Source organism: Pseudomonas sp. B611 (assembly GCF_055407965.1).
Genome location: NZ_JBUZST010000004.1, coordinates 58,540 through 79,510, shown reverse-complemented (window position 1 = coordinate 79,510; position 20,971 = coordinate 58,540). Strand labels below are relative to the sequence as shown.

Here is a 20,971-nt window from a genome sequence, read left to right as displayed (position 1 = left end):
TTTTTGGGGGCGCTTCGCACCCCAGCGGGAGCAAGCTCCCTCGCCACAAGGGCCCGCTCCACAGTCAGGTCAGGACGGCGCGTGTTCCGGGCGCTGTTGGCGCTGCGCCACCCAGTATTCCACCAGCTCACGCAACTGTGACAACTCCACCGGCTTGGCCATGTGCCCGTCCATCCCGGCCTGGCGCGCGCGTTCTTTGTGTTCCGAGAGGATATGCGCGGTAAGCGCCACCACCGGCGTGCGAATGCGCTGGTGGCTGACTTCCCACGCGCGCAGTTGCTGGGTGGCCGAGAACCCGTCGAGGATCGGCATTTCGCAGTCCATCAACACCAGGTCATAGCGCTGGGCTTTCATCGCTTCCAGCGCTTCCTCGCCATTGCTGGCGGTGTCCGGGTTGAGGTTGAGCTTGCCGAGCATGCCCCGGATGACCTTGGTGGAGATGCTGTTGTCTTCGGCCACCAGGATGCGGAAGTCGGCGGGCACGGTCACCGCGGCCGGCGCGCTTGGAACCACGCGTGGCTGGGTGTTGCCCTTGCTGCGTTGGGTCAATTCGTCGGCCAGAGTGGTCTTGAGCGTGTAACCCGCCACTGGCTTGGCGAGGATGCGCTTGATCCCGCTGTTGCGCGCGATGATTTTGCTCGGCGCATTGCTGATGCCGGTGAGCATGATCAGCAGGATGTCGTGGTTCAGGCTTGGGTCTTCCTTGATCTTCGCCGCCAACTGCATGCCGGTCATGCCGGGCATGTTCTGGTCCAGCAGCACCACGTCGAAGTAATCGCGCAGGTGCGCCTTGGTGCGCAGCAGCGCCAGGGCTTCCTTGCCGGAAGGCACGGCGCTGACGTTCAGGCCCCAGGCGGTGCATTGCTGCACCAGCACTTTGCGGCAGGTGTCGTTGTCGTCCACCACCAGCACGCGCGCGTCCTTGAGCGGGCCGTCGAGGTCGGAGGTCGGGTGTTCCAGGCGTTCCGGGTCCAGCGGCAACGTCAGCCACAGGGTGCTGCCCTGGTGGCTGCCGCTTTTGATGCCGAACTCGCCGTTCATCAACAGGATCAGTTGGCGGGCGATGACCAGGCCGAGGTGGCCGCTCAAACGGGTAGCCGAGAGGAAGTTCTTGCTGTGCAGTTCGCTGTGCAGCAGGGCGTCGCGCTCGGCGGCTTCCATTGGCAGGCCGCTGTCTTGCACGGCAATGCGCAGGCGCGGCTTGGTGCTGCGCTCGTCCAGGGCGACGACGATCAGCACTTCGCCTTCATCGGTCTTTTGCAGGGCGTTTTCCAGCAGGCTCAACAGCGCCTGGCGCAGGCGGGTCGGGTCGCCGCTGATGACGCGTGGCACCTGGGGCTGGATAAAGCTGATCAGCTCGACGTTCTGCTGTTCGGCCTTGGCGCGGAAGATGCTCAGGCAGTCTTCGATCAAGGCGTTGAGGTCGAACTGCACGTCGTCCAGTTCGATCTGCCCGGATTCGAGCTTGGAGATATCGAGGATTTCGTTGATCAGCGTCAGCAGTTCGTTGCCGGCGCTGTGGATGGTCTGCACGTAGTCGCGCTGTTTCACCGACAGCGGCGTGCCCAGCAGCAACTCGGTCATGCCCAGCACGCCGTTCATAGGGGTGCGGATTTCGTGGCTGATCTTCGCCAGGAACTCGGCCTTGGCCGCGATTTCGGCGTTGCTGGCAGCGAGGTCGCGGCTGAGGCTGAAACGGGTCTCGACGATGGCACGCTGGCGTTCACCGAGGGCCAGGCTCATCAACAAGCCGCTGAGGCAGATAAAGGCGAGCAGGGTGATGATCAAGCCTTGCGGCGCCAGCAGCGTGAGGCCGAGCAGGGCGGGGAGGATGATCAGCGTACCGGTGTTGAACACCACCATCGCGGCGACGAACAGGCGCGCCGGGCGGTAGCCTTTCTGCCAGTGATACGCCGAGACAAACAGCATGCTCAAGCCGGCCAGGGCCACCAGGGCGTAGGTGATGATGTTCAGCGGCAGGGTGTTGACGAACAACAGCAGCAGGCCGCACAGCACGATAAACAGGATGTCGGCCATCAGCAGCTTGTTCAGCGGGTGGGGACCGAGTGGCATGAAGAAGCGATAGGCAAACATCAGCCCGCACGGCGCCGTCAGCAACAGGGCGAGGTAGGCGCCTGGGGTCTGGATCGCATGCCAGTTCGGCAGCCACGGCCCGACCACGTTGAGCAGCAGCGCCAGGCTCAGCATCAACAACACTTCGCATGCCGCCAGCCACAGGCTGCTGCGCGAGCGGTGGTAGGCGAAGCGTGTGAGGTTGTGCAGGATCAGCATCAGCAGGCAGCCGAACAGCAGGCCGTAGATCAGCGTCTGGGTCTGGTTGGCGGCGGCGAGGACGGCCGGCTCCAGGGTGATGTAGGGGCGCAGTTCGTGTTCCGAGACCAGGCGCAGGTAGACCTCGAGGGGTTTCTGGCTCTGAGGCATCGGCAGCATGAAATCGCTGCTGGGCAGCGGGCGCTCGGCCTGGGGCTGGCGCGTGCCAGTGTTCTGCTGTTCCACCAGGGTGTCGCCGTCCAGGACGTAGAGGCTCAGGTGGGACAGGTCCGGGGCAAACACCCGCAATACTTGCTCGTGTTTACCGGGTTGCAGCTTGAAGCGTACCCACAACGCACCGTCGGGCTGCGCAGCAGTGATCCGGTCGAGTTCGATGGGGCTGAATTGATTGGTGTAGCGGGGGGAGCGGATGTCGCTTAGTTGCAGGTCGGCCTGTTCATCAAGCAATACCGCCCAACCACTGCCTTGTGCCGCAGCCTGGGCCGGGAACAAGCAGAGCAGTGTCAGCAGACTGACTGTGAAACCTATGGCGATCCTGAGCCAGCGCACGGCGAAATCCCTTCGTAGGTTGATGCACGGGTTAACTATGCGCGGGGCGACATGTGTACGGCAAGGGCCAGGGGCCCTTGCCTAACCGAACGGATAGCTACGACTGATTAGTTGTTCTCGCCACGTTCACGGGCAATCGCGCGATAGCCGATGTCGGTGCGGTAGAAACAGCCTTTCCAGTCGATCTTCGCGGCCAGCTTGTACGCCTGCTGTTGCGCGGCGTCCACACTGGCACCCATCGCAGTGGCGCACAGTACGCGGCCACCTGCGGTCACAACCTTGCCATCCTTGAGCGCGGTGCCCGCATGGAACACCTTGCCTTCCAGCGTAGCAGCTGCGTCCAGGCCTTCAATCACATCGCCCTTGGCGTAGTCGGCCGGGTAACCGCCGGCGGCCAGCACAATACCGACGCTCGGACGTGGATCCCACTGTGCTTCAACCTTGTCCAGGGCCTGGGCCAGGGCGGCTTCCACCAGCAATACCAGGCTCGACTGCAGGCGCAGCATCACTGGTTGGGTTTCCGGGTCGCCGAAGCGGCAGTTGAACTCGATGACCTTCGGGTTACCGGCTTTGTCGATCATCAGGCCAGCGTAGAGGAAACCGGTGTACACGTTGCCTTCGTCGGCCATGCCACGCACGGTTGGCCAGATCACCAGGTCCATGACGCGCTTGTGCACGTCAGCGGTCACCACCGGAGCCGGGGAGTACGCCCCCATGCCGCCAGTGTTCGGGCCGCTGTCGCCGTCGCCGACGCGTTTGTGGTCCTGGCTGGTGGCCATCGGCAAGACGTTCTTGCCATCGACCATCACGATGAAGCTGGCTTCTTCGCCGTCGAGGAATTCCTCGATTACCACGCGCGAACCGGCTTCACCAAAGGCGTTGCCCGCGAGCATGTCGCGCACGGCGTCTTCGGCTTCTTGCAGGGTCATGGCGACGATCACGCCTTTGCCGGCGGCCAGGCCATCGGCCTTGATCACGATCGGCGCACCTTTTTCACGCAGGTAAGCCAGGGCTGGCTCGATCTCGGTGAAGTTCTGGTAGTCGGCGGTCGGGATCTTGTGGCGCGCGAGGAAATCCTTGGTGAACGCCTTGGAGCCTTCCAACTGGGCAGCGCCAGCGGTAGGGCCGAAGCAGTCCAGGCCACGGCTGCGGAACAGGTCCACGACGCCGGCGACCAGCGGGACTTCCGGACCGACGATGGTCAGGGAGACATTCTTTTCAGCAAAATCGGCCAGTTGCTCAAGGGCCAGCACGTCGATAGCGACGTTTTCGCACTTGGCTTCAATGGCGGTGCCGGCGTTGCCGGGTGCGACGAAAACCTTCTGGACGCGTGGGTCCTGGGCAACTTTCCAGGCCAGGGCGTGTTCACGGCCACCGCTGCCAATGATCAAAACATTCATTTCAAAAACCTCGTGTGGATGATCGTTCCCACGCTCTGCGTGGGAATGCCTCTACGGACGCTCTGCGTCCCAGGGACGCGGAGCGTCCCGGGCTGCGTTCCCACGCGGAGCGTGGGAACGATCAATCAGTGGCGGAAGTGGCGCATGCCGGTGAAGACCATGGCGATGCCGGCTTCATCAGCCGCAGCGATCACTTCGGCGTCGCGCATCGAACCGCCCGGTTGGATCACGGCAGTCACGCCCGCTTTCGCGGCGTTGTCCAAACCATCGCGGAACGGGAAGAACGCATCGGAAGCCATCACCGAACCCACTACCTGCAAACCCGCGTGCTCAGCCTTGATCGCAGCGATACGCGCCGAGTTCACGCGGCTCATCTGGCCCGCGCCGACACCGATGGTCTGGCGGTTCTTGGCGTAGACGATGGCGTTGGATTTAACGTACTTGGCCACTTTCCAGGCGAAGATCAGGTCGTTGATCTCTTGCTCGGTCGGTGCGCGCTTGGTCACGACTTTCAGGTCTTCGCTGCCGATCATGCCGATGTCGCGGCTTTGCACCAGCAGGCCACCGTTGACGCGCTTGTAGTCCCAGGCCGCAGCGCGGTCAGCCGACCACTCGCCGCAGGCCAGCAGGCGCACGTTGGCTTTGGCGGCAACGATGGCGCGGGCTTCTTCGCTCACGCTTGGGGCGATGATCACTTCCACGAACTGACGCTCGACGATCGCCTTGGCGGTCTCGGCATCCAGCTCACGGTTGAAGGCGATGATGCCGCCGAACGCGGATTCAGTGTCGGTGGCGTAGGCCAGTTCGTACGCCTGGCGGATACCGCCTTCAGCGTCCGGGCTCACGGCCACGCCGCACGGGTTGGCGTGTTTGACGATCACGCAGGCCGGCTTGACGAAGCTCTTCACACATTCCAGCGCGGCGTCGGTGTCGGCCACGTTGTTGTAGGACAGTTCCTTGCCTTGCAGTTGGGTCGCGGTGGCGATGCCCACTTCGGCGGGCTTGGCTTCCACGTAGAACGCCGCGCTCTGGTGCGGGTTCTCGCCGTAGCGCATTTCCTGGGCCTTGATGAACTGGCTGTTGAAGGTGCGCGGGAACTGGCTGCGGCCTTCGGTACTGAGGGTTTCAGCGGCCTGGTTAACCGTGCCCATGTAGTTGGCGATCATGCCGTCGTAGGCGGCGGTGTGTTCGAACGCCTTGAGCATCAGGTCGAAACGCTGGGCGTAGGTCAGGCCGCCGGCTTTCAGGCCTTCCAGCACGTTGGCGTAGTCGCTGGCGTTGACCACGATGGCCACGTCTTTGTGATTCTTCGCTGCCGAACGCACCATGGTCGGGCCGCCGATATCGATGTTTTCGATGGCGGTCGGCAGGTCGCAGCCTGGCTTGTTGATGGTGGCTTCGAACGGGTACAGGTTAACGGCCACCAGGTCGATCGGCTTGATGCCGTGCTCGGCCATGATCGCGTCGTCGGTGCCGCGACGGCCGAGGATGCCGCCGTGGATTTTCGGGTGCAGGGTCTTGACCCGACCGTCCATCATTTCTGCGAAACCGGTGTAGTCCGCCACTTCCACTGCGGCCACGCCGTTGTCCTGCAGCAGTTTGAAGGTCCCGCCCGTGGAGAGGATTTCCACGCCCAGGGCTTCCAGCTCCCGGGCAAATTCGAGGATGCCGGTCTTGTCGGAAACGCTGATCAAGGCGCGGCGGATCGGCAGGCGGGTAGTCTGGTCGGTCATTTCAATTTCCATCAAAAGCAAAGGAGTCAGCAAAAAAGGCGACCGTTTTTTACGCGGGCGCCTTTCTGGTTTGATTGAATGCTTACAACAAATCGTACTGCTTGAGCTTTTTGCGCAAGGTGCCACGGTTGAGGCCCAGCAGCTCACTGGCTTTGGTCTGGTTGCCCTTGACGTAGTTCATCACGCTTTCGAGCAAGGGCGCCTCGACTTCGGAGAGCACCAGGTTGTACACGTCCGTGACGGAAGCGCCCTCAAGGTGGGCGAAATAATTGTGCAGCGCCTTCTCGACACTCCCGCGAAGGGTCTGGCCTTCTTCGCTTGGCGTGTTCAGGTGCTGTTTCAAATTGACGTTGTCGCTCACGGGTGTTGTTCCACTCACTAAAGTCTCGGTCATCATCGTCATGCGGCCACCCCCTCTCCGTCCCCTGTCCCCAGGCTCTTGTAACGCTCGCTGAAGAACTCACGAACGTTGGCGCACTGTGCTTCCGTATCATCCAAACGATTGAAGTGGGCGCGAAACTCCCTGGCGCCCGGCAGGGTTGCGAGATACCAGCCGACATGCTTGCGAGCAATGCGTACTCCCATCACGTCTCCGTAGAAGGCGTGCAGGGCGGCCAGATGCTCTAGCAGAATACGTTCCACCTCGATCAACTCCGGTGCCGGCAACACTTCGCCGGTACGCAGAAAATGGTCGATCTCACGGAAAATCCATGGCCGCCCCTGGGCAGCCCGGCCAATCAACAAGCCATCGGCGCCGGTAGCGTGGAGTACGCGCCGGGCTTTCTCGGCTGAATCGATGTCGCCATTGGCAAAGACCGGCATCGACACCGCCTGCTTGATCGCAGCGATGGTGTCGTACTCGGCTTCACCGGTGTAAAGGTCGGCGCGGGTGCGGCCATGCACCGCCAGCGCTGTAATTCCTGCCTGTTCGGCGATCTTCGCCACCGTCAGGCCGTTCTTGTTGTCCCGGTCCCAGCCGGTACGGATCTTCAGGGTCACCGGCACATCCACTGCGGCGACAACGGCCTGCAGGATCTCGGCAACCAACTGCTCATCTTTCAACAGTGCAGACCCGGCGGCCTTGTTGCAGACCTTCTTGGCCGGGCAGCCCATGTTGATGTCGATGATCTGCGCCCCCAACTCCACGTTGGCCCGGGCCGCATCCGCCAGCATCTGTGCATCACCACCGGCGATCTGTACCGAGCGTGGCTCGGGATCACCTTCGTGGATCATGCGCATCCGCGATTTGCGGGTGTTCCACAAGCTCATGTCGCTGGTGACCATTTCCGAGACTACAAGACCTGCGCCCAAACGCTTGCACAGCTGACGAAAGGGCTGGTCGGTGACGCCCGCCATCGGGGCGAGAATCAAGCCGTTGTGCAATGTGTATGGGCCGATGCGTACCGCCGACATAGGACTTCCCTGTTGTGGGGCCGGATCATTAGAGTTCGAAAAAGGGTTGGCATGATACCCGCTCTCGATGACTGGATAAAGGCTGAATTGGATAAAATCTGAACAGTTATTTCTTTATCGCCGCCGGTTTGGTTGCGCGGCGAAAAGTCAACAAACCGCCGTCAAGGCTTTGTATGCCAGCCAATTCACTCGGGCGAGTGGAAGCTCAGGCTGTAATTCACGGCTTTGTTGCCTGGATCAAGGATGTCCAGGGAGATATGGATCGGCGTTTGCGAGGGCATTTCGCTGACCCCGGCCAACTCGCCGCTGAGGTATTCGGCAGGCTTGAAGCGACGACTGGCAATCAGGCTGCCGTTGAGGTCGGCAAACCGCAGCTCCAGCAGCGGGAAGGGCTGGGAGAAAGTGGCGCGGTTATAGATGATGGCATCGACCACCAGCGCGCCGGCGAATTCCGGGTGGCTGCGTACCACCAGGTTGCTGCTCTTGATGTGGGCGATGTCGACCCGTGATGGCACGGTGCAGCCGAGTGTCGGGCACAGTTGCTGGAACCACGGGCGATAGGCGTCCTGGCGGGCCAGGTCGTCGAATTGATAGGCGATGTATTGGCCGGCGAGGCCTGCGGCGGCGATCAAAACCAGCAGGATCCAGATCAGGCGACGGCCCCAGCCCTGCGGGCGTTTTTGCGCGTAGAGGTGCAGCGGGTCGTCTTCCAGGTCCTGCAGCACTTCGTCGTGCACGCTGGTGGAGGCGCGCGGGCGCTTGCGGCGCGGGGCCGGGCGTTCGTCGGTGTCCTGTTCCTCTGCGGCTTGGGTCAGCGGCGTGAACGGCGGGTCGATGTCGTCCTCATCCGGCGTCGAGCGCAGTGGCGGCTCGTCGTCCAGGTCGTCGGTATGGAACGACATGGACGGTTCGGTGCGCTGCCTGGTCGCAGGTGCGTTCGTCGGTTCGGCGTCATCTTCGGCGGCCGGCAGGCGTTCTGCCGGCGGTTCGCTGAACAGGCTGGCCGCCCATTTCTCTTCCTCGGCCTTGACGGTGTCGCGGCTGGCGCTGAGGGGTTCGTCCTTTTGGCGGCGGTCGGTGCCCGGTTGGCGACGTTCTGCGCCCAACGGTTGCGTGTGCTGAATCTCGCGGCGTTCGAGCTTGGCCAGTTCCTGGTCCAGGTCCAGGTTGTCGAGGTCCAGCTCTTCGGCGGTCCACTGCTTCTGGCTGATGGCGCGGGGCGCCTCGGTGGGCTGTTCAACGCTGTTCGGCAGTTCGGGTTCCGCTGCCGTAGCGCTGGCGCGCTGCTCCAGCAGCTGGCGCACCGCGTTGAACACTTGCAGGCACGAGCCACAGCGCACCACGCCGCGGGCCACGCTCAGTTGGGCGTGGTTGACGCGAAAGCGCGATTGGCAATGTGGGCACTGGGTGACGAAACTGTCGCTCATGCGGTCATCCGATTCAGACAAGCGCTCATTCTAGCGCCGACGCCCGCTGATGCGTACCCAGCCATCACGGTTGGCGATGGGGTCCAGTTCGAAATCCTTGGCGTAGGCGGCGGCCACGTCTTCACCTTGTTCGGCGAGGATGCCCGACAGGGCCAGGCGGCCACCCGGCTTGACCAGGCTCGACAGTTGCGGAGCGAGGGAAACCAGCGGCCCGGCGAGGATATTCGCCACCAGCACGTCGGCCTGCACCTGCGGCAGGTCTTGCGGCAGATAGAGTGGGAATTTGCCTTCAGGAATGTTGTTGCGCCCGGCGTTGTCGCGGGAGGCTTCCAGGGCCTGCACGTCGATATCGGTGCCCACGGCCTCCTTGGCGCCCAACAGCAGGGCGGCAATCGCCAGGATGCCCGAGCCGCAACCGAAGTCCAGCACGTTGCTGTCGGCCAGGTCCTGGCCGTCCAGCCATTCCAGGCACAGCGCGGTGGTGGGGTGGGTGCCGGTGCCGAACGCCAGGCCCGGATCCAGCAGCAGGTTCACGGCGTCAGGCTCAGGTGCGGCGTGCCAGCTCGGCACGATCCACAGGCGCTGGCCGAAACGCATGGGCTGGAAGTTGTCCATCCAGCTGCGTTCCCAGTCCTGGTCTTCGATGACTTCGCTGTGATGCTCCGGCAGCGGGCCGCCGGTGAGCAGTTCCATATGGGCCAGGACGGCGGCGGCATCGGTGCCGTCTTCGAACAGGGCCAGCAAATGGGTGTGGGACCAGAGCGGGGTGGTGTTGAGCTCGGGTTCGAAGATCGGCTGGTCTTCGGCGTCCATGAAGGTCACCGACACGGCGCCCACTTCGAGGAACGCGTCTTCGTAGGTTTCGGCTTGTTCTGGGCTGATGGCGAGACGGACTTGCAGCCAAGGCATGGCGGGCACCTTTGAAAAAATTGAATGTGCGACGGGTGGGCCGCGAAAGGGCGCAAGTTTACGCGAGCGGCGGGAGGGGTGTACACATAACAAATGTGGGAGCGGGCTTGTGTGGGAGCTGGCTTGCCTGCGATAGCATCGACTCGGTTTGGCTGACAAACCGAGTTGCCTGCATCGCAGGCAAGCCAGCTCCCACAGAAGCCAGCTCCCGCAGAGGATTGGCTGTGTTTTGCTATCCCACAAACAACAAAACCGCCCGAAGGCGGCTTTGTCTGGTGGAACGCTTACTGGTTGGCCAGCTTGTGTTCCAGGTAGTGAATGTTCACACCACCTTCGCAGAAGCCTTCATCACGGACCAGGTCCCGGTGCAGCGGGATGTTGGTCTTGATGCCGTCTACCACGATTTCGTCCAGGGCGTTGCGCATACGGGCCATGGCCTCGTCGCGGGTCGCGCCCCAGGTGATCAGCTTGCCGATCAGCGAGTCGTAGTTGGACGGAACCTTGTAGCCGCTGTACAGGTGCGAATCGACGCGAACGCCGTTGCCGCCTGGAGCATGGAAATGCTTGACCAGGCCTGGACTTGGGATAAAGGTTTTCGGGTCTTCGGCGTTGATGCGGCACTCCAGGGAGTGGCCGTGCATCTTCACGTCGTCCTGGGTGAAGGACAGCGGGTTGCCAGCGGCGATGCTCAGCATCTCCTTGACGATGTCGATACCGGTGACCATCTCCGAAACCGGGTGCTCTACCTGCACACGAGTGTTCATCTCGATGAAGTAGAAACGGCCGTTCTCGTAGAGGAACTCAAAGGTACCGGCGCCACGGTAGTTGATGTCGATGCACGCCTTGACGCAGCGAGCCAGTACTTCTTCGCGTGCTTTTTCGTCCAGGCCCGGTGCCGGAGCCTCTTCCAGTACCTTCTGGTGACGACGTTGCAGCGAGCAATCGCGGTCGCCCAGATGAATGGCGTGGCCCTGGCCGTCGGACAGTACTTGCACTTCCACGTGACGTGGATTGGTCAGGTACTTTTCCAGGTAGACCATCGGGTTGCCGAACCAGGCACCTGCTTCGGAGCGAGTCTGCTTGGCCGCTTCGATCAGGTCTTCTTCCTTGTGCACAACACGCATGCCGCGACCACCACCGCCACCGGCGGCCTTGATGATCACCGGGTAACCGACTTCACGACCAATGCGCAGAGCGGTTTCCTCGTCTTCCGGCAGCGGGCCGTCGGAACCAGGAACGGTTGGCACGCCGGCTGCGATCATGGCGTCCTTGGCCGAAACCTTGTCACCCATCAGGCGAATGGTTTCGGCTTTCGGGCCGATGAAGGCGAAGCCGGATTTTTCCACCTGTTCGGCGAAATCGGCGTTTTCCGCGAGGAAGCCGTAGCCCGGGTGGATGCCATCAGCGCCGGTCACTTCAGCGGCCGCGATGATGTTCGAGACTTTCAGGTACGAGTTCGTGGCCAGTGGCGGGCCGATGCAGATGCTTTCGTCCGCCAGTTTCACGTGCATCAATTCGGTATCGGCCGTCGAGTAAACAGCGACGGTCTTGATGCCCTCTTCCTTACAGGCGCGCAGGATCCGCAGCGCGATCTCGCCGCGGTTGGCGATCAGGACTTTTTGCAGTTTCTTCGCAGGTTTCAACATCGAAGGCGCTCCGCGGTTCAAACGATGGTGAACAGCGGCTGGTCGTACTCAACCGGCTGACCGTTTTCTACCAGGATGGATTCGATCACGCCGGCTTTTTCAGCGGTGATGTGGTTCATCATCTTCATCGCTTCAACGATGCAGATGGTGTCGCCCACTTTCACGGTTGCGCCGACTTCAACGAAGGCTGGCGAGGTCGGTGCCGGGGTGCGGTAGAACGTACCGACCATTGGCGACTTGACCACAAAGCCGTTCAACGCAGGTGCAGCTGGCGCAGCAGGAGCAGCGGCGGCAGGTGCAGCAGCCGGAGCGGCAGCGGCTGGAGCCGGTGCTTGCATTTGCGGTGCGTAGAACTGTTGGGCCGGGGTCTTGCTGTGGCGGCTGATCCGTACGGATTCTTCGCCTTCCTTGATTTCCAGCTCGTCGATACCGGACTCTTCCAGCAGCTCGATCAGTTTCTTAACTTTACGGATATCCATGAATCATCAACTCCCAAGGGTCGGTCAGGGGCGCTTGGCCGGTTGTTCAATGTGTTCCAGGGCGGCCTCCAGGGCCAGTCGGTACCCGCTGGCGCCAAGGCCGCAGATCACACCTACCGCTACATCGGAGAAGTAGGAGTGATGGCGGAAAGCTTCGCGTTTGTGCACGTTGGACAAATGCACTTCGATGAATGGGATGCTCACCGCCAGCAGCGCGTCACGTAATGCAACGCTTGTATGCGTAAAAGCGGCGGGATTGATCAGGATAAAGTCCACGCCTTCGCCGCGCGCGGCATGGATGCGATCAATCAATTCGTACTCGGCGTTGCTTTGCAGGTAGAGCAGATGGTGGCCGGCTTCACGGGCCCGGCGTTCCAGATCGAGGTTGATCTGTTCCAGGGTCACTGCCCCGTAGACGCCCGGTTCGCGGGTGCCGAGCAGGTTCAGGTTGGGTCCGTGCAGAACCAGAAAGGTCGCCATCGGCTGTTCCTTGTTATTGATAGGGGTACGGCAGAACCCGGCGACTATGCCGCAAAGCCTTTGTGACTGTCCAGTTCTATGCAGTAGGCAGCACGATTAGCGAGGATAGCGCAAAATTTGTGACTAGGGCCTCGGATCTGGTCATTGGAAACACAGTCTTTAATCCAATGGAGATCAAATGTGGGAGCGGGCTTGCTCGCGAATACGGTGTGTCAGTAATGGATGTGTTGACTGACACTCCGCATTCGCGAGCAAGCCCGCTCCCACATTTTTGATCTCCACATGATTTCCAATCTTCATTGAGTGAGAGATCGGCTCAGACGCGGAAAGCCTGGACAGCGGTGTTGAGCTGCCCGCCGAGTACCAACAGATGTTCACCTTGGCTACGGCCCTGGCCGATGCGCAGCAGGTTGTCCTCACCGAGCTGATGAATCCGCTCACTGTTGTCACGAATCTCACTCACCGCGCCACTCTGCTGCGCGGTGACATCGGCAATGCGCACCGCCGTGTCGGAAATGGTCTGGATCGCCTCGACGATTTCATCCAGCGCGCCGTCGGCCGCCTGGGCTTGCTGGGCAGTGGCTTCGGCGTGTTCGACCTGGGCGCGCATGCCTTGCACCGATTGGTGCGCGGCGGTTTGCAGGCCGGCGATCAGGGTCTGGATCTCGGCGGTGGCGCCCGCCGTGCGCTGGGCCAGGGAGCGCACTTCGTCAGCGACGACGGCAAAGCCACGTCCGGCTTCACCGGCGCGCGCGGCTTCAATGGCGGCGTTGAGCGCCAGCAGATTGGTCTGGTCGGCAATCGAACGGATCACCGTCAGGACGCCGCCGATGGTGGCGGATTCTTCGGCGAGTTTCTCGATCATCTGCGCGTTTTGCTGCACTTCACCCACCAGGGCGTGCAACCCGGTGAGGCTCAGGCCGATCACCCGTTGGCCCTGTTCCACGGCGTCACCAGCGCTGCGGCTGGCGCCTGCGGCCTGGCTGGCATCGCCGGCCACCTGTTGAATGGTCGCTTCCAGTTCGCCCAGGGAGTCGCGGATCTGCGCGGTGTCGCCGGCCTGGCGCTCGGCGCCGTCGTGCAGGCCACTGCTCAGCTCGGCGAGGGCGCGGCTGCTGCCGGCGACTTCCTCGGCATTGCCGCGAATAGTGCCCACCAACGCCACCAGGTAGGCACGCAAGCGGTTCAGGGAGGCTTCGATGTCGTGCAATTCGCGGTTGGTCTTGCCCAGGGCGATCGGTTGGCTGAAGTCGCCTTCGGCCCAGGTGGAAAGTGCCGGCGCCAGATTGGTCAGCACCCGCGCCAAACGGCGTTGCAGGGTGTCGATCAGCAGCGCGATCAGCAGGATCAGGCCGATCATCACGCCTTGCATCACCCGCACTTCGCCCTGGATCTTGCCGTGTTGCGCACGCACCACCGGCTCCAGGCCGGCGATGGCTTGCTGCACGGCGTTGATTTTCAGGTGGGTGCTGGCGGCGAGGTCGGCGCGTTGCTGGATTTGTTCGCGGGTGCGCTTGAGTTCGGCGGGGTAGCGGGTCAGCAGGCTGTTGAGTTCGCGCTTGAGGTCGACGGCGGTGTCCTGGGCTTCGGCTTTTTCACTGTTTTCCAAGCCCATCAAGGCGGAAAAGTCGTCGGCACTGGACTCGGCGCTGGCCTTCACACCGAGCAGCGGCAGTTGCTCCAGCACATCAGCCTGGCTGCGGATATTGCCGACTTCACGTTCCACATCATCCGCCAGCTCGGCGCGGCCGCTGCTGACCAGCTTGTCGCGGGCCAGGGACAGCTTGCCCAGGTGCTGCGACGCGGCCAGCAGCGGCGGCAGGTAACGCGCGGCGTCGGGGGAATTCACGCCGAGGGCGTATTGGCTCAGTTGCTCCAGGTTAGCGCCCAGCTCGCGCTCGGCTTGCAGCAGCAAGGCTTGCGGGTCGCCAGCCAGCTTGCCGGCGGCGAGCAGGTCGGTCTTGCCGAAGGTGTCCAGGTCGGCAAGGCTCGGGCGCAGGTTTTGCGCGAGGTCGGCGGGCAGTTCATCCAGATGCTGCAGCAGGCTTTCCAGGCTTTGGCTGGCGCTGCTCAAGCGCAGGGCGTCGCCGCTGGCGAGGTAGTCGTCGATATTGCGTGCGGCCTGGTTCTGGAAGGTCTGGGACAGGCCCAGGTAGCGTTCCATCAACAAATACGGGCGCTCCAGTGCCCGTTGCGACCACCAGAGTGTCGCCCCGAGCGCTAGGCACACGGCCACCAGCAGAAGGGTATTGAGATTGGTCAGCAGCTTCAGGCGCATGCGTGGTTTCAACCGACAGCAAAAGGTAAGTGCCTGAAGTTATTGCGTTTTCATTACAGGGTTATGACGGTATCAGTGGATTCTGGTGAAAAGATGGCACTTTGCTTTGACGTGGGCGCGGCCTGTACCCGGTTGCGTCCGGCGTGCTTGGCGCGGTACAGCGCCTCGTCGGCCTGGGCGGCCATCATCAGGCTGTCGGAATCGTCGCACAGCTCCACCAGGCCGGCGCTGAAGGTGCACCACAGGTCCTGCGGCTGGGCCGGGTAGTGAATTTCGGCAAAGCGCCCACGGATTTCATCCAGCACCTTGCAGGCCGATTCCAGGTCGGTGTCCGGCATGACGATGGCAAACTCTTCGCCGCCGTAGCGCCCGATGTAATCGGTCTTGCGCAGCCGCTGCTTGAGAAACAGCGCCAGGCTCTTGATCACGCGGTCGCCCATGGGGTGGCCGTGGCTGTCATTGACCCGCTTGAAGTGGTCGATGTCGAGCATGGCAAAGCTCAACGGCTTGTTCTCGCGGCGCGCGCGGAAGCTGCAGTCTTCGAGCAATTGCAGGATGTGGGTGTGGTTGTACAGGCCGGTCAGGCTGTCGCGCACCATCCGCGCCTTGAGGTGGCGGGCACGGGCAGCGCGGTTGCGCACCGTGGTGATCAGGTGGCGCGGCTTGATCGGCTTGGTGAGGAAGTCGTCGCCGCCTTCGCTCATGGCGTCCAGCTGTTTGTCCAGGTCGTCTTCGGCCGACAGGTAGATGATCGGCACGCTGACGTAGCGGTCGTTGTGGCGGATCACCTTGGCCAGTTCGGTACCGGTACAGGCGGGCATATACATGTCGAGGATGATCAGGTCGGGCTGGAAGTCGGCCAGCTCGGCCATGGCCTGGATCGGCTCGATCAGCGTGCGGGTGACGATGCCGGCACTGTTGAGCAGCCGCTCGGTGTGCAGCGCCTGGGCCCGCGAGTCGTCGATGATCAGCACTTTATAGGGTTCGTACTGGGCGACGCAGGTGAGTACTTCGATCTTTTCCAGCAGGCTGGAGGCTTCCAGGGTGCCGGTGAGGAACTCCTGGCCGCCGGCGCGCACGGCGGCGAGGCGGGTCGGGGTGTCGGTTTCGTGCAGGCTGAAAAACAGCAGCGGCAGCTTTTGCTCCAGGCCTTCCTGGGCTTCGGCGGCGAGTTGCAGGCCCAGGCCCGGGCCGCAGAAGTCCACGTCCATGACGATGGCCGACGGCAAGCGTTCGGCCATCGAGGCACGAAACGCCGCCACGCTGTCCAGGGACTGGGCGCTCATGCCAAAGAATTCCAGCTGCTTGGCCAGGCGCTCGGCGCGGTCGTGATCGGCAAGCATCACGTAGATCGGCTTGCGCATCGGCGGCAGGAAGGTTTGTTCCAACTGGTCGCCCTGGCGCAGGCCGGTGCGCGACAGGCGCTGCATCAAGCGGTTGAGTTCGGTGATCAACTGGCTGCTCAGGCGGCCACGGTTTTCGTCCACCAGCTTGAGCGACTCGCCGATATGCCGGGCCAACTGGCCGTGCTCGGGTTGTTCGAAACGCTCGGCAAAACGCAGCAGGCGCAAGTTGGCTTCGCTGAGTTCGGAGAGGTCGGCGTTGGACCATTCACTGCGTTGCAGGCGCTGCCAGATCTCAAGAATTTGACGTGCCTGATGAATTACCCGCTGGGCAAAATGGTGCTTGAGACGCTCACGGCTGGGGTCTTCTGGCTCGGTCATATCCTGACTACTAGTTAGGCTGCATGCTGAGGTCGAACTGATGGCTCTATGCTAGCACCTCTTTTCTGTTACATGAGTGTCATGCGTCAATTAACTGCGAGACTTATGCATTCAATTTTTGACTCAAGGGTCGCGCAGCGCGAAAAGCGTGCATCCTTTATAGTGCTTGCGCTAAAAGCCCCGCGCCGACGGGCACGATGGGGTAGGGTTGTGGTCGGAGTGTTTGAACGCACCCGGACAATAGACGTGCATGAACTCAAGTGATTGAAAGGATATCGCCATGCTGGACTGGAAAAACCGTGCAGACAGTGCCAAAGGCCCCGCTCCTGAGCCCAAGTCGGCCAACCGCAGCTATTTTCGCACCCTGCTGATGAGCCGCGCCGTGCTCAGCCTGCTGGGCTTGTACCTGTTGGTCACCGGCGGCCTGGGGTGGTATTGGAGCCAGGAACCGGCGTTGTTTCCCGTCCAGCAGAATGCGCAGATTGCCGCCGAGAAGGAAGGCAAGCAGATGGTAGTGGGCTACACCACCGTCGAAACCCTCAAGACCGTCGTCGGCACCTTGCTGAACAAACCCGGTGGTTATATTTCCAACGACCGTTTCCCGCCTGGCCTGTGGATGGACAACATGCCGAGCTGGGAATACGGCGTGCTGGTGCAGGTCCGCGACCTGACCCGCGCCCTGCGTAAAGACTTCGCCCGTTCCCAGTCGCAGTCGGCCGAAGACGCGGACCTGGCCAAGGCCGAGCCGCGTTTCAACTTCGACAACAAGAGCTGGGTGCTGCCGTCCAGCGAGTCGGAATATCAGGAAGGCATCAATTCCCTGAGCCGCTATGAAGCGCGCCTGTCCGACCCGAACCAGCGCGGCGCGCTGTTCTATGCCCGCGCCGACAACCTCAACAACTGGCTCGGTGATGTGGCAACCCGCCTGGGTTCGCTGTCGCAGCGCCTGTCGGCCAGCGTCGGCCGGGTCAAATTGAACACGGCACTGAAAACCGAAGCCCTGGCGCCGGGTGAAGTGCCGCAGGTCGATGAAGAAGTGGTGGAAACCCCATGGATGCAGATCGACAACGTGTTCTACGAAGCCCGTGGCCAGGCCTGGGCGTTGTCCCACCTGTTGCGCGCCATCGAAGTCGACTTTGCCGACGTGCTGGCCAAGAAAAACGCCACGGTCAGCGTGCGCCAGATCATTCGTGAGCTGGAAGCCTCGCAGGAACCGGTATGGAGTCCTATGATTCTTAACGGCAGTGGCTTCGGTGTACTGGCGAATCATTCGCTGGTGATGGCCAACTATATTTCCCGGGCCAACGCTGCAGTGATCGACTTGCGTCAGCTCCTCAACCAGGGTTGATGATGGACGCTACTCAAAAAGAGGCCGCGCACCGTGCGGCCTCTGATGCCGAACTGATCTGCTGGGTGGACGAGGAGGACAAGCTCCTCGGTCACTTGGTCCGGTCCGACCTGCGCCAGCGCGGCCTTATCGGCCGTTGCACCTTTATCTTCCTGTTCAACTCCCAAGGCGAGCTGTGTGTGCATCGGCGCACCCTGAGCAAAGCCATGTACCCGGGCTCCTGGGATACGGCGGCGGGTGGGATGGTGGCGGCGGGGGAGAGTTATGCCGATTCGGCGGCCCGCGAACTGGAAGAAGAGCTTGGCGTGGCTGGGGTCGAGTTGGTCGAGCATGACCACTTTTACTTCGCCGACGGCGATAGCCGGCTCTGGTGCCGATCCTACTCTGCCGTGTGGGACGGGCCCCTGCGTTTGCAGCCCGAAGAAGTCATGGAAGCACGCTTTTTGCCCCTCGAAACGGTCCTTCAGGAAGCTGAACAAAAGCCCTACTGCCCGGACGCCCAGGAAGGCTTGCGCCGCTATCTGGCCCTGCGTCGCTAAAGTTGCATAAATTGGCGCGTTTTGGCCCTTAGCAAGTCGGCTTTTTGCCGTTACACTGCGCGACTTTTCACCCGAGCCGCCCTGCTATTAGGAGCAAGGCGGTTCGGTAGCGCTGCCCCTGCCTGAGTGGGGCTTCGCGGTCGGTAGTCCCGTTGCGGGTACCGATCTGTCTTTGTCCTCCCAAGAGGATTGCCGGTGGCCAAAAAAGCCGCATCCTTCGCCGCCCTTGGTGGCCTGGTATTTTCCACCGACGCAGGTCGCCACTGCCCGGACTGTCGTCAGCCCGTGGATTCGTGTACCTGCAAACAGACCCTGATTCCTGAAGGCGACGGTATTGCCCGCGTACGCCGCGAGAGCAAAGGCCGTGGCGGCAAGACGGTGACCACCATCACCGGCGTGCCGCTGGCCGAAGAAGCCCTGAAGGAACTCGCCACCACGCTGAAAAAGCGCTGTGGCACCGGTGGCGCGTTGAAAGACGGCGTCATCGAGATCCAGGGTGATCACGTCGAGCTGCTGTTGGCCGAGCTGATCAAGCTCGGTTACAAGGCCAAGAAGTCCGGCGGCTGAAAGCCTCTTTCCGACCTGTGTCTAAACTCTGTCCTGCGTGTGGGGTCTTACCTCGCACGCAGGCAAATCGTCATTTTCATTCTTTAGACTGCGCCAGCCTCTGATAGGGGCGGCGCCTTCGACTTCATTTATAGGGGACTTCGATGTCCGTACGACGCACACGCAAAGACGATGGCAGCCAATGGACAGTTGCGGACAGCCGCAGTGTTTATGGGATTCGCCATTGGGGGGCCGGGTATTTCGCGATCAATGATGCCGGTCGCGTTGAAGTCCGTCCGAACGGCCCGAACAGCACGCCGGTCGACCTGTACGAGCAAGTGGACGAGCTGCGCAAAAGCGGCCTGTCCTTGCCACTGCTGGTGCGTTTTCCCGACATCCTGCAAGACCGTGTACGCCAACTGACCGGCGCCTTCGATGCAAACATCGAGCGCCTGGAATACCAGAGCAAGTACACCGCGCTGTACCCGATCAAGGTGAACCAGCAGGAAGCGGTGATCGAAAACATCATCGCCACCCAGGACGTCTCCATTGGCCTCGAAGCCGGCTCCAAGCCCGAGCTGCTGGCCGTGCTGGCGTTGGCGCCGAAGGGCGGCACCATTGTCTGCAACGGTTACAAGGACCGTGAGTTCATCCGCCTCGCGCTGATGGGCCAGAAGCTCGGCCACAACGTCTTCATCGTGATCGAGAAAGAATCCGAAGTTGAGCTGGTGATCGAAGAAGCCGCCAACCTCAAGGTCAAGCCGCAGGTTGGCCTGCGCGTGCGTTTGTCGTCCCTGGCGTCGAGCAAGTGGGCGGACACCGGTGGCGAGAAGTCCAAGTTCGGCTTGTCGGCGGCGCAACTGTTGTCTGTGGTCGAGCGCTTCCGCGCGGCCGGCCTGGACCAGGGCATCCGCCTGCTGCACTTCCACATGGGTTCGCAGATCGCCAACCTGGCCGACTACCAGCACGGGTTCAAGGAAGCCATTCGTTACTACGGCGAACTGCGCAACCTCGGCCTGCCGGTGGACCACATCGACGTCGGCGGCGGCCTCGGCGTGGACTACGACGGTACCCACTCGCGGAACGCCAGCTCGATCAACTACGACATGGACGACTACGCCGGCGTGGTCGTGGGCATGCTCAAGGAATTCTGCGACGCGCAGAGCCTGCCGCACCCGAACATCTTCTCTGAAAGCGGCCGTTCCCTGACCGCCCACCACGCCATGCTGGTGGTGCAAGTCACCGACGTCGAGAAACACAACGACGACGTGCCGGTGATCGAGAACAAGGAAAGCCTGCCGGAAACCGTGCAATGGCTGGTGGACCTGCTGGGTCCGACCGACATCGAGATGGTCACCGAAACCTACTGGCGCGCCACGCACTACATGAGCGACGTGGCCACCCAGTACGCCGACGGCAAACTGACCCTGGCGGAAAAAGCCCTGGCCGAACAGTGCTACTTCGCCGTGTGCCGCCGCCTGCACAACTCGCTGAAAGCCCGCCAGCGCTCGCACCGCCAGGTGCTGGACGAACTCAACGACAAGCTGGCCGACAAGTACATCTGCAACTTCTCGGTGTTCCAGAGCCTGCCGGACACCTGGGCCATCGGCCAGGTCCTGCCGATCCTGCCGCTGCACCGCCTCGACGAAGAGCCGCTGCGCCGCGCCGTGCTGCAAGACCTGACTTGCGACTCCGACGGCAAGATCAAGCAGTACGTCGACGAGCAGTCCATCGAGACCAGCCTGCCAGTACACGGCTTGAACGAAGGTGAAGACTACCTGCTGGGCATCTTCCTGGTGGGTGCTTACCAAGAGATCCTGGGCGACATGCACAACCTGTTCGGTGACACCGACTCGGTGAACATCTACCAGCGTGAAGACGGTTCGGTGTACAGCGCCGGGATCGAGACCCACGACACCATCGAAGACATGCTGCGCTATGTGCACTTGTCGCCGGAGGAATTGATGACCCACTACCGTGACAAGTGCGCGAGCGCGAAGATCAGTGCAGCGGAGCGTACCCAGTTCCTCGACGCGTTGCGTCTGGGGCTGACCCGTTCTTCGTACCTGTCCTCGTAAGTCGGGTTGATGCAAATCCCCTGTGGGAGCGGGCTTGCTCGCGAAAGCGGTACATCAGTCACACATGTGTTAACTGACCCACCGCTTTCGCGAGCAAGCCCGCTCCCACATTTGGATCCTTGTTTGGCGG

At 62.1% G+C, this 20,971-nt stretch carries 16 protein-coding genes; 4 read left to right on the top strand and 12 right to left on the bottom strand.

Annotation, left to right across the window (positions count from 1 at the left end):
• Positions 1–69 precede the first annotated feature (69 nt).
• The 12 genes from ACZRMO_RS11170 to ACZRMO_RS11115 all read right to left on the bottom strand — a co-directional run bounded on the left by ACZRMO_RS11170 (position 70) and on the right by ACZRMO_RS11115 (position 16,330).
• On the bottom strand, positions 70–2,841 hold the full coding sequence (locus ACZRMO_RS11170) for a hybrid sensor histidine kinase/response regulator (protein ID WP_463972887.1): 2,772 nt from the start codon (positions 2,839–2,841) through the stop codon (positions 70–72).
• A 107-nt stretch (positions 2,842–2,948) separates the two neighbouring features.
• Positions 2,949–4,241 (bottom strand): phosphoribosylamine--glycine ligase, encoded by a 1,293-nt coding sequence (purD, locus tag ACZRMO_RS11165; protein WP_463972886.1) that lies wholly within the window; start codon positions 4,239–4,241, stop codon positions 2,949–2,951.
• 125 nt (positions 4,242–4,366) lie between these two features.
• Entirely contained in the window at positions 4,367–5,974 is a 1,608-nt protein-coding gene (gene purH / locus ACZRMO_RS11160) for a bifunctional phosphoribosylaminoimidazolecarboxamide formyltransferase/IMP cyclohydrolase (RefSeq protein ID WP_017738532.1), read from the bottom strand.
• A gap of 82 nt (positions 5,975–6,056) precedes the next feature.
• A complete protein-coding gene (fis, locus tag ACZRMO_RS11155) occupies positions 6,057–6,377 on the bottom strand; it encodes a DNA-binding transcriptional regulator Fis (protein ID WP_002555375.1) in 321 nt (106 codons plus the stop codon).
• Positions 6,374–7,387: a tRNA dihydrouridine synthase DusB gene (gene dusB, locus ACZRMO_RS11150; RefSeq protein WP_124525623.1), complete on the bottom strand. Its 1,014-nt coding sequence runs from the start codon at positions 7,385–7,387 to the stop codon at positions 6,374–6,376. Before dusB ends, fis begins: the two co-directional genes overlap by 4 nt.
• A gap of 185 nt (positions 7,388–7,572) precedes the next feature.
• Positions 7,573–8,814 (bottom strand): DUF3426 domain-containing protein, encoded by a 1,242-nt coding sequence (locus tag ACZRMO_RS11145; protein ID WP_463972885.1) that lies wholly within the window; start codon positions 8,812–8,814, stop codon positions 7,573–7,575.
• Positions 8,815–8,844: 30 nt separating this feature from the next.
• On the bottom strand, positions 8,845–9,723 hold the full coding sequence (gene prmA / locus ACZRMO_RS11140; RefSeq protein ID WP_124525625.1) for a 50S ribosomal protein L11 methyltransferase: 879 nt from the start codon (positions 9,721–9,723) through the stop codon (positions 8,845–8,847).
• Positions 9,724–10,007: 284 nt separating this feature from the next.
• Complete coding sequence (accC, locus tag ACZRMO_RS11135) at positions 10,008–11,369, bottom strand: acetyl-CoA carboxylase biotin carboxylase subunit (RefSeq protein ID WP_017738536.1); 1,362 nt, start codon at positions 11,367–11,369, stop codon at positions 10,008–10,010.
• Positions 11,370–11,386: 17 nt separating this feature from the next.
• A complete protein-coding gene (gene accB / locus ACZRMO_RS11130) occupies positions 11,387–11,848 on the bottom strand; it encodes an acetyl-CoA carboxylase biotin carboxyl carrier protein (RefSeq protein WP_177001525.1) in 462 nt (153 codons plus the stop codon).
• Between the two features lie 24 nt (positions 11,849–11,872).
• Positions 11,873–12,328 carry a type II 3-dehydroquinate dehydratase gene (gene aroQ, locus ACZRMO_RS11125; protein WP_017738538.1) on the bottom strand — a complete coding sequence of 152 codons (456 nt, stop codon included), beginning with the start codon at positions 12,326–12,328 and terminating at the stop codon, positions 11,873–11,875.
• Positions 12,329–12,644: 316 nt separating this feature from the next.
• Positions 12,645–14,606 (bottom strand): methyl-accepting chemotaxis protein, encoded by a 1,962-nt coding sequence (locus tag ACZRMO_RS11120; RefSeq protein ID WP_463972884.1) that lies wholly within the window; start codon positions 14,604–14,606, stop codon positions 12,645–12,647.
• A 53-nt stretch (positions 14,607–14,659) separates the two neighbouring features.
• Positions 14,660–16,330, bottom strand: a complete 1,671-nt coding sequence (locus tag ACZRMO_RS11115; RefSeq protein WP_463972883.1) for a diguanylate cyclase — start codon at positions 16,328–16,330, stop codon at positions 14,660–14,662.
• Positions 16,331–16,610: 280 nt separating this feature from the next.
• On the opposite strand from ACZRMO_RS11115, the gene ACZRMO_RS11110 reads away from it, so the two are divergent.
• The 4 genes from ACZRMO_RS11110 to speA all read left to right on the top strand — a co-directional run bounded on the left by ACZRMO_RS11110 (position 16,611) and on the right by speA (position 20,841).
• Entirely contained in the window at positions 16,611–17,678 is a 1,068-nt protein-coding gene (locus tag ACZRMO_RS11110; RefSeq protein ID WP_017738541.1) for a DUF2333 family protein, read from the top strand.
• 2 nt (positions 17,679–17,680) lie between these two features.
• The gene (locus ACZRMO_RS11105) at positions 17,681–18,217 is read left to right on the top strand and encodes an NUDIX hydrolase (RefSeq protein ID WP_463972882.1); all 537 of its coding nucleotides are present in this window, start codon (positions 17,681–17,683) and stop codon (positions 18,215–18,217) included.
• Between the two features lie 195 nt (positions 18,218–18,412).
• On the top strand, positions 18,413–18,784 hold the full coding sequence (locus ACZRMO_RS11100; RefSeq protein WP_012722004.1) for a translation initiation factor Sui1: 372 nt from the start codon (positions 18,413–18,415) through the stop codon (positions 18,782–18,784).
• A gap of 143 nt (positions 18,785–18,927) precedes the next feature.
• Positions 18,928–20,841 (top strand): arginine decarboxylase, encoded by a 1,914-nt coding sequence (gene speA / locus ACZRMO_RS11095; RefSeq protein ID WP_124525631.1) that lies wholly within the window; start codon positions 18,928–18,930, stop codon positions 20,839–20,841.
• Positions 20,842–20,971: the final 130 nt, after the last annotated feature.

Coding starts and splice junctions, on each gene's coding strand:
- purD (WP_463972886.1), bottom strand. CDS start 4,241: ATGAATGTTTTGATCATTGGCAGCGGTGGCCGTGAACACGCCCTGGCC.
- purH (WP_017738532.1), bottom strand. CDS start 5,974: ATGACCGACCAGACTACCCGCCTGCCGATCCGCCGCGCCTTGATCAGC.
- fis (WP_002555375.1), bottom strand. CDS start 6,377: ATGACGATGATGACCGAGACTTTAGTGAGTGGAACAACACCCGTGAGC.
- dusB (WP_124525623.1), bottom strand. CDS start 7,387: ATGTCGGCGGTACGCATCGGCCCATACACATTGCACAACGGCTTGATT.
- ACZRMO_RS11145 (WP_463972885.1), bottom strand. CDS start 8,814: ATGAGCGACAGTTTCGTCACCCAGTGCCCACATTGCCAATCGCGCTTT.
- prmA (WP_124525625.1), bottom strand. CDS start 9,723: ATGCCTTGGCTGCAAGTCCGTCTCGCCATCAGCCCAGAACAAGCCGAA.
- accC (WP_017738536.1), bottom strand. CDS start 11,369: ATGTTGAAACCTGCGAAGAAACTGCAAAAAGTCCTGATCGCCAACCGC.
- accB (WP_177001525.1), bottom strand. CDS start 11,848: ATGGATATCCGTAAAGTTAAGAAACTGATCGAGCTGCTGGAAGAGTCC.
- aroQ (WP_017738538.1), bottom strand. CDS start 12,328: ATGGCGACCTTTCTGGTTCTGCACGGACCCAACCTGAACCTGCTCGGC.
- ACZRMO_RS11120 (WP_463972884.1), bottom strand. CDS start 14,606: ATGCGCCTGAAGCTGCTGACCAATCTCAATACCCTTCTGCTGGTGGCC.
- ACZRMO_RS11115 (WP_463972883.1), bottom strand. CDS start 16,330: ATGACCGAGCCAGAAGACCCCAGCCGTGAGCGTCTCAAGCACCATTTT.
- ACZRMO_RS11110 (WP_017738541.1), top strand. CDS start 16,611: ATGCTGGACTGGAAAAACCGTGCAGACAGTGCCAAAGGCCCCGCTCCT.
- ACZRMO_RS11105 (WP_463972882.1), top strand. CDS start 17,681: ATGGACGCTACTCAAAAAGAGGCCGCGCACCGTGCGGCCTCTGATGCC.
- speA (WP_124525631.1), top strand. CDS start 18,928: ATGTCCGTACGACGCACACGCAAAGACGATGGCAGCCAATGGACAGTT.